Origin of the sequence: Sphingobium sp. MP9-4 (assembly GCF_005281675.1) — a bacterium.
GTDB classification, from domain to species: domain Bacteria; phylum Pseudomonadota; class Alphaproteobacteria; order Sphingomonadales; family Sphingomonadaceae; genus Sphingobium; species Sphingobium yanoikuyae.
Map to the genome: position 1 here is coordinate 85,092 of NZ_LUFI01000001.1, position 12,577 is coordinate 97,668.

The 12,577-nt window shown below is 65.2% G+C and carries 11 protein-coding genes; 7 read left to right on the top strand and 4 right to left on the bottom strand.

The window, feature by feature from the left end; genetic code table 11:
- Positions 1-117 precede the first annotated feature (117 nt).
- From moaB to A0U87_RS00455, 3 genes are read right to left on the bottom strand one after another with little or no spacing between them, the layout of a single operon-like run.
- Complete coding sequence (moaB, locus tag A0U87_RS00445; protein WP_048937156.1) at positions 118-645, bottom strand: molybdenum cofactor biosynthesis protein B; 528 nt, start codon at positions 643-645, stop codon at positions 118-120.
- Positions 645-2,432, bottom strand: a complete 1,788-nt coding sequence (locus A0U87_RS00450) for a lytic transglycosylase domain-containing protein (protein ID WP_048937155.1) — start codon at positions 2,430-2,432, stop codon at positions 645-647. Before A0U87_RS00450 ends, moaB begins: the two co-directional genes overlap by 1 nt.
- A complete protein-coding gene (locus A0U87_RS00455) occupies positions 2,429-3,211 on the bottom strand; it encodes a uracil-DNA glycosylase family protein (RefSeq protein WP_048937154.1) in 783 nt (260 codons plus the stop codon). Before A0U87_RS00455 ends, A0U87_RS00450 begins: the two co-directional genes overlap by 4 nt.
- Positions 3,212-3,292: 81 nt before the next feature.
- Here A0U87_RS00455 and A0U87_RS00460 point away from each other — a divergent pair, with 81 nt between their 5' ends.
- The 7 genes from A0U87_RS00460 to A0U87_RS00490 are packed head-to-tail and all read left to right on the top strand — an operon-like array spanning position 3,293 to position 11,180.
- Positions 3,293-4,945, top strand: coding sequence for an electron transfer flavoprotein-ubiquinone oxidoreductase (locus A0U87_RS00460; RefSeq protein ID WP_048937153.1), 1,653 nt, complete (start codon positions 3,293-3,295; stop codon positions 4,943-4,945).
- 25 nt (positions 4,946-4,970) lie between these two features.
- Positions 4,971-6,587: a tetratricopeptide repeat protein gene (locus tag A0U87_RS00465; protein ID WP_048937249.1), complete on the top strand. Its 1,617-nt coding sequence runs from the start codon at positions 4,971-4,973 to the stop codon at positions 6,585-6,587.
- Between the two features lie 17 nt (positions 6,588-6,604).
- Positions 6,605-7,465 (top strand): 4-(cytidine 5'-diphospho)-2-C-methyl-D-erythritol kinase, encoded by an 861-nt coding sequence (locus A0U87_RS00470; RefSeq protein WP_048937152.1) that lies wholly within the window; start codon positions 6,605-6,607, stop codon positions 7,463-7,465.
- Positions 7,462-8,178 carry an N-formylglutamate amidohydrolase gene (locus A0U87_RS00475; RefSeq protein ID WP_048937151.1) on the top strand — a complete coding sequence of 239 codons (717 nt, stop codon included), beginning with the start codon at positions 7,462-7,464 and terminating at the stop codon, positions 8,176-8,178. The genes A0U87_RS00470 and A0U87_RS00475 overlap by 4 nt, the downstream gene beginning before the upstream one ends.
- A 52-nt stretch (positions 8,179-8,230) precedes the next feature.
- A complete protein-coding gene (locus A0U87_RS00480) occupies positions 8,231-8,587 on the top strand; it encodes a hypothetical protein (RefSeq protein WP_048937150.1) in 357 nt (118 codons plus the stop codon).
- On the top strand, positions 8,587-9,978 hold the full coding sequence (locus tag A0U87_RS00485) for an NAD(P)H-hydrate dehydratase (protein ID WP_048937149.1): 1,392 nt from the start codon (positions 8,587-8,589) through the stop codon (positions 9,976-9,978). The genes A0U87_RS00480 and A0U87_RS00485 overlap by 1 nt, the downstream gene beginning before the upstream one ends.
- Positions 9,975-11,180, top strand: a complete 1,206-nt coding sequence (locus A0U87_RS00490) for a class I SAM-dependent RNA methyltransferase (protein WP_048937148.1) — start codon at positions 9,975-9,977, stop codon at positions 11,178-11,180. The genes A0U87_RS00485 and A0U87_RS00490 overlap by 4 nt, the downstream gene beginning before the upstream one ends.
- A gap of 163 nt (positions 11,181-11,343) precedes the next feature.
- On the opposite strand, the gene A0U87_RS00495 is transcribed toward A0U87_RS00490, so the two are convergent.
- A complete protein-coding gene (locus A0U87_RS00495; protein ID WP_048937147.1) occupies positions 11,344-12,537 on the bottom strand; it encodes a type III PLP-dependent enzyme in 1,194 nt (397 codons plus the stop codon).
- Positions 12,538-12,577: the final 40 nt, after the last annotated feature.

A 12,577-nucleotide genomic window follows, 5' to 3' on the forward strand; every position in this document is an offset into this window, starting at 1 on the left:
CGCCCCGCTCCCCCGCCCAACCACCCGATCCAGTGTCATCCTGTCGGGTGGTTGGGCGGGGGAGCGGGCTGGAACCGTAACGAAAAATCGCCCTTTCGCGATTTTTCAAACAGCCGCTCAGCGCTCGGTGAGGCGTGGCATCAGCTCGACGAAATTGCAGGGACGGAACCGGCTGTCGAGCTGGCTGGCGAGAATGCCGTCCCAGGCATCCCGCACCGCGCCAGTCGAACCGGGCAGCGCGAAGATATAGGTGCCGCGCGCGACGCAGGCGGTGGCGCGCGACTGGATGGTCGAGGTGCCGATCGACTGATAGCTGAGCCACCGAAACAGCTCGCCGAAACCGGGAATTTCCTTGTCCTGCACCTGAGCGAGGGCTTCGGGCGTGACGTCGCGGCCGGTGACGCCGGTGCCGCCGGTGGTCAGGATCACGTCAACCTGCGGATCGTCGATCCAGGCGTGAAGGCGCGCGACGATGGCGCTGCGATCATCGGTGACGATCAACCGGTCGGCCAGGATATGGCCCGCGCCGGTCAGGCGATCGACCAGCGTATTGCCGGACCGGTCATCGGCCAGGGTGCGGGTGTCGGAAACGGTCAGGACGGCGATGCGGACGGGCAGGAAGGTCCGGCCCTCATCGATCGGCATCAGTCCGATCCGCCGGCGATCATCGCCCGGCCATCGGCCTTGCTGAGACGCACTAGCTTGACGCCCTTGGCATTGGGGAAGGTTGGCCACATGCCTTGCGCCATGCCGGTCAGGCAATCCGCCTCGCCCTTCGCCTGGATCTGGTACATCCAATAGTTGCGCATGACGATGTTCACATAGGCGCGGGTTTCATAATAGGGCAGGGATTCGATGAAGAGCAGCGGATCGCCCTTGTCCTTCACCTCGCTGTTCCAGCGTTCGACCGGCAGCGGGCCGGCATTATAGGCGGCCATCACCTTGGGCAGCAGGCCGCCGGTCGCGCTCATGTCGCGCAGCGATTCCAGATAGCGCTGGCCATATTCCATGTTGGTGGACGGCACGAACAATTGCGATGCGTTCGACAGGCCGACATCGCCGGCGGTTCCGGGGCGCACCTGCATCAGGCCGCGGGCGCCGGCGCTGGAGACGACGTCCGAACGGAAGCCGGATTCCTGCAGCGTATGGGCGTAGATCAGCGAGGGGTCGACGCGCCAGCCGCCGTCCGGCCGCCAGGCCGGCGCCGGGAAGCGGGCGAAGCTGTCGGGCTGCTTGCCGGCCGGGCCATTATGGGCGAGCCAGAGCTGGGTTGCGGGCAGATTAAGCGCGCTGGCCAGGCGCAGCAGCGCATCATATTGGGCGGTGCCACCCAGCTTCGCCTGATAGCGCAATATCTCGTCGGCGCGGCCATTCTCGCCAATATCGGCCAGCGCGATCGCGCTGCGGACATTGGGACTGTCCTTGAGCTGGCGCCAGTCATTGTCGCTGAAGCGCGCATTCATGGTCGCCCCGCCCAGTGGCATGCCCAGGCTCTCGCGGGCGAGCAGGCCATAGAAGGTCTCGTCGGATCGCGCCGCGAGCTTCAGCATATTCTCGACCTTCTCGGCCTCGCCGCAGACCATATAGGCGCGCGATGCCCAATAGGCGCCGGCCGCGCGCATGTCCGCGTCGCCCGCCAGCGCGGCGACATTGGCGAAGGCCGGGGCGGCAGCGCGGCAATCATTCTGGCGCCAGGCGGCCAGGCCCGTCGTCCAGTGAGCCTGCACAGTCCAGTCGCCGCCGGTACGGGTTTCGAGCGCGCGCGCGGCCATACGGCGCGCGTTGAGATCGTCGCTTTCGATATAATAGGCCCAGGCAACACGCTGGCGCACCTCGGTCAGGCCTTCGGGCGTCAGCCCGGCTTCGCCGGCGGCAAGCAGCCCTTCCGCGCCGGCCGGATCGTCATTCTTGATGAAGGTCAGGATCTGGGCCGACAGGCTCTGGGCCAGAACGTCCGTCTTGCTGCCGCTGACATATTGGCGGCGCGGGGCGGAGCCCAGCCATACCAGCTTCTGCACCTGCGGCAGATCGGGCAGGATGGTCGCGCCGCGCTTCTGCGCCAGGCGGGAAAGCTGGTCGGCCTTGGGCAGCCAGGCTGCCTTGTTGACGAGGTCGAGCAGGTCGAACAGCTCGACGCGCGGCGACCCCTTGGCAAGATAGAGTTCCGACAGGGCCAGCGGACGAACCGCATCCTGCGGGTCGAGTGCCAGGATCATCGCCTTGGCATCCGACCATTTCTGGTCGCGCAGGGCGGCGAAGATGGCATTGTAACGCGCCTTGTCGCCATCGGACAGCTGCAGCGGCGTGTTGACGGTGGAACTGGTCGGCAAGGTGGGGAGGGTTTCGGCCGCTTTGGCGCCGGCCGGGATCGCCAGCGCCGCGCTCATGCTGAGCAGGGCAAGGCTGGAAATGCGGGTTGCAACGCGAATCACGGGCGATCTTCCTCAATCAGGCTTTGCAGGGCGCGCCAGCATTCCGCCTTGGCCGCGGGCTGGCTGAGCAGCAGGCGCGGATGGAATGTGGCAATGGCGGGCACAGTGCCGCCATCATGGTTAAAGGGGCGTAAACCGGTGGGCCGGTCGGCGCCATCGGTCGGAAGCAGCGCACGGACCGTCCGATCGCCCAGCAGGAGCAGGCGGCGCGGCGCGGCGAGATGGACATGGAGCCTGATGCGATCGGCGACATGGGCCAGATCGCTGGCCTCCACCATGCCGCCGGCGGGGCGGACGGTGAACAGCGAGGCCAGGCAGATATCGTCACGGCGCAGGCCAATGGCCCGCATCATGGCATCGAACAGAGCGCCCGCGCGATCGGCAAACAAATGGCCCGCGCCGGCATCTGCCATGTCAGGCATGTCGGTGATGACCATCAGCGATGCTTCGGCCGGGCCGGTCGGCAGGATCGGGGTGCCGGGCCATTTGCGTTCGGGCTGGGCCGAATCACTGGCAAGCCATTCGAGATAGGCGTCGAGCGTCTTGGGTTTTTCGGGCGGCGGCGGAGCAAAGGCCTTCGCAGCCTGCTCGGCCAGCTGGGCGCGCGTCGGCTGCGGCCGCAACCAGTTGACTGGTGCTTCCGCTACGGCGCCGTCCACCCCCGCCAGCGACCACCACGCCAGATAGGCGTCAGGCGCTGCGGCTCCAAAGTCCCGCTCTAATCCCCGCATCACGATGCCCTTGGGCCAGAGGTTGACGCGAGGGTCAAGAATCTTCATCGCGTGGAATGTCAAAACGTTGGAGTAATAAGGCGACCGGATGGCCGGACATGTGCTGGCGGGCGCCTTTATGGAGGGATTATGAGCGAACGGGATTCGATGCCCTATGACATCGTCATCGTCGGTGGGGGACCGGCTGGCCTGTCTGCAGCGATCCGGCTGAAGCAATTGGCCAATGCCGCAGGGCAGGAACTGGCCGTCTGCGTGCTGGAAAAGGGGTCGGAAATCGGCGCCCATATCCTGTCGGGCGCGGTGGTCGATCCCAAGGCGCTGGATGAACTGATCCCCGACTGGAAGGAGCAGGGCTGCCCGATGGCCGATGTTCCGGTCACCGACAACCAGCATTGGGTCTTGTCCAAGGCGGGCAAGATGGCGATGCCGCACATCATGACGCCGGGCTGGATGCACAATAAGGGCACCTATACCGGATCGCTGGGCAATTTGTGCCGCTGGCTGGCCGAGCAGGCCGAGGGGCTGGGCGTCGAAATCTTCCCCGGCTTCGCCGCCGCCGAAATCCTCTACAATGAGGATGGCAGCGTGAAGGGGGTCGCGACCGGCGACATGGGCATTGCCCGTGATGGCGAGCGCAAGGCGGACTATCAGCCGGGCTTGGAGCTGCACGCCAAATATACCTTCTTTGCGGAGGGCGCGCGCGGCCACCTGACCAAGATCCTCAAGCGCCAGTTCGACCTGGAGGCCGATTGCGAGCCGCAGGTCTATGGCCTGGGGATGAAGGAATTGTGGGACATCGATCCCGCCAAGCATCAGCCGGGTCTTGTCATCCATACGCAGGGATGGCCGCTAACCGACGCATATGGCGGTGGTTTCCTCTATCATCAGGCCAATGGTCAGGTTGCGCTCGGCTTCGTCGTCGGGCTGGGCTATCGCAACCCGCACCTTTATCCGTTCGAGGAATTCCAGCGCTGGAAGCAGCATCCGGAAATCCGCAAGTTCCTGGAGGGTGGCCGCCGCGTTTCCTACGGCGCGCGCGCGATCAACGAGGGCGGCTGGCAGTCGATCCCCAAGCTGGTCTTTCCCGGTGGCGCGCTGATCGGGTGCTCGGCCGGCTTCGTCAACGTGCCGCGCATCAAGGGCAGCCATACCGCCATGAAGTCGGGCATGCTGGCCGCCGAGGCCGCGTTCGAGGCGATCCAGGACGAGCGCGCGCGCGACGTGCTGCACGATTATGAGGATCGGCTGCGTTCCAGCTGGATCGCGGACGAACTGAAGCTGGTGAAGAATGCCGAGCCGCTGCTGGCCAAGTTCGGCAACACCATCGGCACGCTGCTGGCCGGCATCGACATGTGGATGCGCACGCTCAAGATCGGTCTGCCCTTCACCATGAAGCACAAGCCCGATTGCGAGAAATTGTGGCGCAAGGACCAGTGCGAGAAGATCGCCTATCCCAAGCCCGATGGCGTGATCAGCTTCGACCGTCTGTCCTCGGTGTTCCTGTCGAACACCAATCATGAGGAGGACCAGCCGGTCCATCTGCAGTTGAAGGATCCGTCGGTCCCGATTTCCTACAATCTGCCCCTTTATGACGAGCCGGCTCAGCGTTATTGTCCTGCCGGTGTCTATGAAGTGGTCGGTCTGGATGAAGGGGAGCCTCGCTTCCAGATCAACGCGCAGAATTGCGTCCACTGCAAGACATGCGACATCAAGGACCCGACCCAGAATATTAACTGGGTCGTGCCCGAGGGCGGTGGAGGACCGAATTATCCGAACATGTAGGGGCCTGATTCAAGGACTGTTGCTGATGCTGCCGGCCGTGGCCGGCGCATCGGTCGATCCCGATATGGCCTTGCATGCCTATGCCCGCGCGCGCCTTGCCGATGGTGAAGGCGCGCTGGGCGTTGCGGTCGACAGCTATCGTGTGGCCCTCGCCGGCGATCCGACCAGCCTTGCCATTGCCCGCCGTTCCTATGTCCAGGCATTGGAAAGCGGCGACATGCCGCTGGCATTGCAATCGGCCGCGTTGCTGGATGAGGGCGGCATGCTGCCGCGCGACGGCACCTTGCTGCGGATTTGCGACGCATTGGGGCGCAAGGATTGGGCGGCGGCGCAGACCTTCACCGACCGGCTGGTGGAGGAGGGCAATTTCTCCTTCCTCGCCCCGATCGTGCAGAGCTGGATATCGCTGGGCCAGCGCCGCTATGTGGCGCCCGTCATCGATAGCAAGGACAAGTTCGGCGCGCTGGGCGCCCGCTATCTCGACGAGCATCTGGCGTTGCAGGCCATGGCGCGGGGCGACAAGGAAGAGGCGATTGGCGCGATGCGCCGTGCCTTGGCCTTGCGCGTGACGGATGACGAAGCGCTGCGCCTGACCTTCGCCGCGCAACTGGCCGGGCGCCGGGCGAAGGCGGATGCCCTGGCCCTGCTGCCCGCCGATGAAGCGAGCTTCGCCAAGGCCCGTACGGACGTTGCCCGCGGCAAGGTGCCGGGAGCGATTGCCGCACCCTTCACGCCCAGGCAGGGCTTTGCGCAATTGCTGGCCCGTCTGGCGGTCGACATCGCGTCCGACGAAACGGGCACGGCGCTGGGCATTCGTCTGGCGCGGATCGCGACCTTTGCCGATCCTGCCGCGGCCGAGCCACATCTGGTGGCGGCGAAGCTGCTGGTGGCGGGCGATCTCGCCAATTATGCGGCGGTGGAAGCGCGCAAGGTGCCGGTGACTGGCTGGTACGGCGCGCTCGCCCAGGCGGAGCTGGTCGAGGCACTGGCGGCCTCGGGGGATCGCGACGGCGCGATCGCACTGGCGCAAAGCCTGGCATCGGCTCCTAAAGCCGAGCCAGAACGCCTTGTAAGACTTGGACGATTGCTGGCGGACTCCGGCGATTTCGACGGCGCTGCATCCGCTTTCCATCGTGCGCAGGCAGGCTATTCGGCTGACAGCCTGCCTTGGGCATTACTGCTGTTCGAAGGCAGCGCGCTGGAGCAGGGCAAGCGGTGGGACGAGGCTCGTGCGGTGCTCGAAAAGGCCGCTATCATGGCCCCGAATGAACCGGTCATCCTCAATTATCTCGGCTATGCCCAGATCGAACGGCGGCAGAATGTCGATGTGGCGCTCGACCTGCTGAAAAAGGCGAGTGCGCTCAAGCCCCAGGATGCCTCGATCACGGACTCGCTTGGCTGGGCCAAGTTCGTGACCGGAGACGTCAAAGGCGCAGTCCCGGTGCTGGAACGCGCCGCAGCCGGAGCGCCCGGTGATGCCACGATCAACGAACATCTGGGCGACGCATTGTGGACCGCCGGTCGCCGCTATGAAGCGCGCTACGCCTGGCGCGCAGCAGCGGTCTTCGCGGAGGGGGATGTCGCCAATCGGCTTGACGCTAAGGCCCGTGAAGGCTTGAAACCCGAATATGCTGCGCCCTGAGATTGTATCGAAATTCTGTGAATATTTCCGAACAACTAACTGAAATTGCTTATGCAAAGGTCAATCTGGCCTTGCATGTGCGCGAGCGCCGCGCGGATGGCTATCATGCGCTGGAAAGCCTGTTCGTCTTTGCCGATGATGGGGACATTCTCCATGCCCGTCAGCGCGACGATGGCGTCATCACGCTCGCCGTGGAAGGCCCTTGTGGTGCTGGCCTGAGCGGCGACGATGACAATCTGGTCATGCGAGCGGCGCGGCGCCTTCAGGCGGCCACCGGGGTAACGGTCGGCGCCGATATTCGGCTCGACAAGCGACTGCCGGTTGCATCCGGCATTGGTGGCGGTTCGGCGGATGCGGCTGCGACGCTACGCCTGCTGATGCGTCTCTGGAATATCACCGTGGAAGACGCTGTATTACAGCAATTATCCCTGTTGCTTGGCTCGGACGTGCCGGCCTGCTTGGCCAGTACCACGCAACTGGTGCGCGGCCGTGGCGAGCTGCTGGAGGCGCAGGCGCTGGACGACCTGTCGGGCCGGCCGATGATGCTGGTCAATCCGCGGGTCGGCGTCTCGACGGCGTCGGTCTTTGCCGGCTGGGACAGGATCGATCGCGGTGCGCTCGATGCGCTGGATATTGATGGGCTTGCGCGCGCCGGTCGCAATGATCTGGAAGCGCCGGCCCGGCTGTTGGCGCCGGTGATCGGTGATGTGCTGCAGGCGTTGCAGGCGCAAGCTCCCCGGCTGGTGCGCATGTCCGGATCGGGCGCGACCTGTTTTGCGCTGTTCGATGACGGGCAGGCCATGGTGCAGGCCGCGGCGGCCCTGCGCCGCGATCATCCGGATTGGTGGGTGATGGAAACGAGGATCAGGACATCATGAGCGAAGCCTTCACCACTGTGCGGGAGGGCGATCTCGACCTGCTGATCATCGCCGATCATGCCTCGGCCCATGTCCCCGACGATATCGACCTGGGCATCGATCCGGCGCTGCTTCGCGAACATATCGCGATCGACATAGGTGTGGCGGAGGTCAGTCAGTTGCTCGCGGCGCAACTGAACTGCTCCGCGATCCTGGCCGGCATCTCCCGCCTGGTCATCGACCTCAATCGCGAAGAGGATGCGCCCGGCCTGCTGCCGGTGATGAGTGACGGCCATGCCATTCCGGGTAATCGCGACGCCGATCTGGCCGAACGGATGCGCCGCTTCCATCATCCCTATCATCATCAGGTGGCGGCCATGCTTGACGGCATGACGTCACCCTTCATCCTGTCCATGCATAGTTTCACGCCGCGCCTGGCAAGCGATCCGGCGCAGCAGCGGCCCTGGGATATCGGCATTCTCTATAATCAGGATGATCGGGCGGCGCGGATCGCCATTCCGATGCTGGAGGCGGCGGGGCTGAATGTCGGCGACCAGCTGCCCTATTCTGGCCAATTGCTCAACGCGACCATGAACCGCCATGCGGAAGCCAATGGCATCCCCTATCTGGGGATCGAGATGCGGCAGGATCTGGTTGGCGATGCTGCCGGGCAGCGCCGCTTTGCCGATCTGCTCGGGCCGATCGTGCTGGAATGCCGTAACCGGCTGAGTTGATGGTCGGGCCTGGCGCGCCGGGCCATAGAGGATGTCGAAAGGAGATGTTCTGATGGGGCTGCGATTGTCTGGCGCACTGATGTTGGCGGGGCTGGCCCTGGCGGGATGTGACGGCAAGGGCGGCGGGAGTGGGGCGATCGCCGATGACGACAGCCTGATCGACTGCGCGATCGGCAAGGGCGCTTGGTCGCGAGAATGTGGCGTCGAACGCGAGGGCGACATGTTGACGCTGCGCCATCGGGATGGCGGGTTCCGGCGGCTGAGGATCGTGCAGGACGGGCGCGGCCTGGTTTCGGCCGATGGTGCCGAGGACGCAAAGCTCACTATCATCGACAAGGGGCTGGTCGAAGTGACGATCGGTGCCGACCGGTATCGGCTGCCCGCTACCGTGGCGGCCAAGCCGAATTGATGGTGCCCGACCCGATATTGACGGCAGCAGCCATCCGTGCGGCCGAGCAGGCGGCGTTTGATGCTGGCGTCGATCCCTATGAACTGATGGAACGAGCCGGTGCGGCGGCGGCGCAGATCATCTGGCGTGCCGGGCATCGACGGGACGCGCTGATCCTCTGTGGTCCTGGCAATAATGGCGGTGATGGCTTTGTTATTGCGCATATATTGCGCGAACTGGGTGTGCCGGTGCGGGTTGCCTCCCTGGGTGACAGTCGCACTGCATCTGCCCTGCGGGCCAGGGCATTGTGGGACGGCCCGGTAGAGTCGCTGGCCGATGCCGCGCCGGCGGCACAACTGGTCGACGCGCTGTTCGGCACGGGGCTGACGCGTGGCCTGGATGCGGCGGTAGCGGAACGCTTGGGCGCATTGGTGGCGCATGCCAATCACAGCTATGCGATAGACCTGCCGAGCGGCGTGGGGACGGATGACGGCCAGCTATTGTCGGCGGTGCCGAAGTTCGACGTGACGATCGCATTGGGCGCGTTCAAGCCCGCGCATCTGTTGCAGCCGGCGGCCAGCCTCATGGGGAAGCTGGTGAGGGCGGACATCGGCCTGACCATGCCGCAGGACATGCATGTGCTTGCACCGCCGCGGCTTCGCGCGCCTGTTGCCGCTGCGCATAAATATAGCCGAGGTCTGGTTGGCGTTGTCGGCGGTCTTATGCCGGGCGCGGCAGCGCTGGCAGCGGCTGCGGCGGCCCATTCCGGTGCCGGCATGGTGAGGCGCTATGACGCTTCGCCTTGTGAGGCCAGGCCACATGCCATCGTTCATCAGCAGATTGAGGATGAAACTGTCCTCAGCGATGCTCTTTCCGAAGCTCGGCTGGCGGCCGTGCTGGTCGGTCCGGGATTGGGCCGGGAGGATGGGGCACAGATGCGGCTTGATGCTGCGCTGGCATGCAAGCGGCCGCTGGTGCTGGACGCCGATGCGCTCACCTTGCTGGCAGCAAGGGCAGCTACCCATATCCCGGCCGGATCGATCCTGACCCCGCATCAAGGCGAATTCGTCCGGCTGTTCGGCGATCTGCCGGGCAGCAAGATCGACCGGGCGCTGGCCGGCGCCCGCATGACGAGGTCGGTTGTGGTCTATAAGGGCGCGGACAGCGTGATCGCCGCGCCGGATGGCCAAGTAGCGGTGGCGCGGGGCGCTTCGACCTGGCTGTCTACAGCCGGAACGGGCGATGTGCTGGCTGGCCTGGTCGTCGGGCGACTGGCCGTGACCGGCGATCCCTTCCGTGCGGCGTGCGAGGCGGTGTGGCTGCATGGGGACGCTGCGCGACGGGTTGGCCCGGCTTTTGTCGCGGATGATTTGCTTGCCGCGCTTCCAGCCGCTATCGGCTCGCGACTGTGACCCAAGATAATGATCTCATCCTTCGCATCGCCGCCAAGGGCGATGGCGTCACCGCCGACGGGCGGCATTTCGCACTGGTAGCACCGGGCGACCGGATCGCTGCTGACGGCAGCATCGTCGCCGGCCCGCACCATGTCGATGCGCCCTGCGTCCATTTTCCCGGTTGCGGTGGCTGCGAGCTGCAGCAGATTGACGAGCCGAGCCTCGCTGATTTCGTCAGCGCCCGCGTGACCGGTGCGCTGGCCGGGCAGGGCGTAGTGCCGCAGACGGTGCTGCCGGCCCATGTTTCGCCACCGCGCACGCGTCGCCGCGCCTCGCTGCGCGCCTCGCGGCAGGGCAAGCGGATCAACATCGGCTTTGCCGAGCAGGGCAGCCATGTGCTGGTCGATCTGACGATGTGCGAGATCCTCGATCCGCGCCTGTTCGCGCTGATCGCGCCGCTGCGGACGATGCTGCTGACCTGCCTGCCCGACAAGCGCGCCGCGCATGTGCGCATGTCGCTGACCGATCAGGGCGTCGACCTGTTGCTGGAAGGCGTGAAGGTCGAGGGGCTGGCAGCGGACGAGGCGCTGGGGGATTTTGCCCGCGAACACGCCTTGGCGCGGCTGACCATCGATCAGGGTGACGGTCCGGAGACGCGCTGGGAGCCGGAGCCGGTGACCGTCAGCTTCGGCGGCGTGGCGGTCGGCTTCCCGCCCTATTCCTTCCTGCAGGCGACGCCCGATGGCGAGGCTGCCTTGGTGAAGGCAGTGCAGGACCCGCTGCCCGCGACCGGCGCTGTCGCCGACCTTTTCTGCGGCCTTGGCACCTTTGCGCTGGCGATCGGCGCCAATCGACCGGTCTATGCGGCGGAGGGCGCGCGCGATCTGGTGCTGTCGCTCAAACTCGCCGGCCATCGCGCGCAGCGGCGCATGGTGGCCGATCATCGCGACCTGTTCCGCCGGCCGCTGACGCCCGAGGAACTGAACCGCTTTGCCGCCGTGGTGATCGATCCTCCGCGTGCGGGTGCGCGCGAACAGGCGATGCAACTGGCGCAGTCGACGGTGCCGCTGATCGCCTATGTCTCATGCAATCCGGGCAGCTTCGCCCGCGACGCCGCGCATCTGGTGGCGGGTGGCTATGTGCTCGACAGCGTCATGCCGGTCGGCCAGTTCCGCTGGTCCACCCATGTCGAACTGGTCGGGATTTTCCGGCGCCCCTGAGCGATTTCCTACGAAGTTCACACCGTCGTGGAGGGGTAAAATGCCCCAAAGAAAATCCCTCGCTGCGAGGGGGCGGCAGCGAGGGATATAGTCTTTCGTTCGATCCTCGGCCTATGCGGGCCGTTGGACGGGCATCCTCTCCTAAAGGGGAGCGGTGCCCGTCTTAACCGAGCTTGATGACAGTTGCGCGACGACGGGCCGGCAGCGTTTCGGCATAGAGGCTGGCCATCGGCTCGTCCGACACTTCGATCGTCGATTCCGAGGTGAAGCCGTTGAAGCCGGTGCGCATTGCCGCGCCATAGGCGCCGAGCATGCCGATCTCGATATAGTCGCCGACCTTCACGTCCGCCGGGAGCATGAACGGGCCGACCATATGGTCCATGTCATCGCAGGTCGGGCCATAGAAGGAGAAGCCTTCCAGCTCTTCCTCGCTCTCATCCTCGCGCAGAAGGGCGACGGGGAAGCGCCAGCCGATATGCGCGGCATCGAACAGCGCGCCATAAGCGCCGTCGTTGATGTAGAGTTCCTGGCCACGGCGGCGTTCGACGCGCACGATGATCGAGCTATATTCCGCCGACAGCGCGCGGCCGGGTTCACACCACAGTTCCGACGAGTAGCTGACCGGCAGGCTTTCGAAGCCGCGGTGGATCGCCTCGAAATAATTTTCGAGCGCGACCGGCTCCATGCCCGGATATATGGACGGGAAGCCGCCGCCGACATCGATGATGTCGACCGTGACGGCCGCATCGACGATCGCGGCGCGCACGCGCTCGATCGCATCGCTATAGGCCTGGGGGCTCATCGCCTGGCTGCCGACATGGAAGCAGATGCCCAGCGCATCGGCAGCCTGACGGGTTGCCATCAGCAGTTCGCGGGTCTCGCCCAGCTCCGCGCCGAACTTCGACGCCAGGCTGAGTTCCGAATGTTCGGACGAAACGCGCAGGCGCACGCACAGCTCCAGATCGGTCGCATCATCGGTGGCGCGCATGATCTTTTCCAGCTCGTCGATCGTGTCGAGCGAGAAGGTGCGCACGCCATGGACATGGTAAGCTTCCGCGATCGCTTCCTCGGCCTTGACCGGGTGCATGAAACAGAGCTTGGCCTTGCCTTCGAGCGTTTCGGCAACGAGACGCACTTCGGCAATCGAGGCCACGTCGAAATGCGTGATGCCCGAATCGAAAAGCTTGCGGATCAGATCAGGAGACGGATTCGCCTTGACTGCATAGAGCGAGCGACCCGGAAACTTCTCAGTGAAGAAACGGGCGGCCCGAGCTGCGGCTTCGGGACGGATCAGCGTTACCGGTGCTGCCGGTGTGAGGGCGGTCGCTACCCCCAGCGCGCTATGATGCTTGTGCAACTCAAGGGACCTCCAGTGTAGTTCAGGGCGAAAAAGCTGC

Excerpts from the sequence above, each read along its gene's own strand:
- A0U87_RS00460 (WP_048937153.1), top strand. The coding sequence starts at position 3,293 with ATGAGCGAACGGGATTCGATGCCCTATGACATCGTCATCGTCGGTGGG.
- A0U87_RS00485 (WP_048937149.1), top strand. The coding sequence starts at position 8,587 with ATGGTGCCCGACCCGATATTGACGGCAGCAGCCATCCGTGCGGCCGAG.
- A0U87_RS00480 (WP_048937150.1), top strand. The coding sequence starts at position 8,231 with ATGGGGCTGCGATTGTCTGGCGCACTGATGTTGGCGGGGCTGGCCCTG.
- moaB (WP_048937156.1), bottom strand. The coding sequence starts at position 645 with ATGCCGATCGATGAGGGCCGGACCTTCCTGCCCGTCCGCATCGCCGTC.
- A0U87_RS00455 (WP_048937154.1), bottom strand. The coding sequence starts at position 3,211 with ATGAAGATTCTTGACCCTCGCGTCAACCTCTGGCCCAAGGGCATCGTG.
- A0U87_RS00465 (WP_048937249.1), top strand. The coding sequence starts at position 4,971 with ATGCTGCCGGCCGTGGCCGGCGCATCGGTCGATCCCGATATGGCCTTG.
- A0U87_RS00475 (WP_048937151.1), top strand. The coding sequence starts at position 7,462 with ATGAGCGAAGCCTTCACCACTGTGCGGGAGGGCGATCTCGACCTGCTG.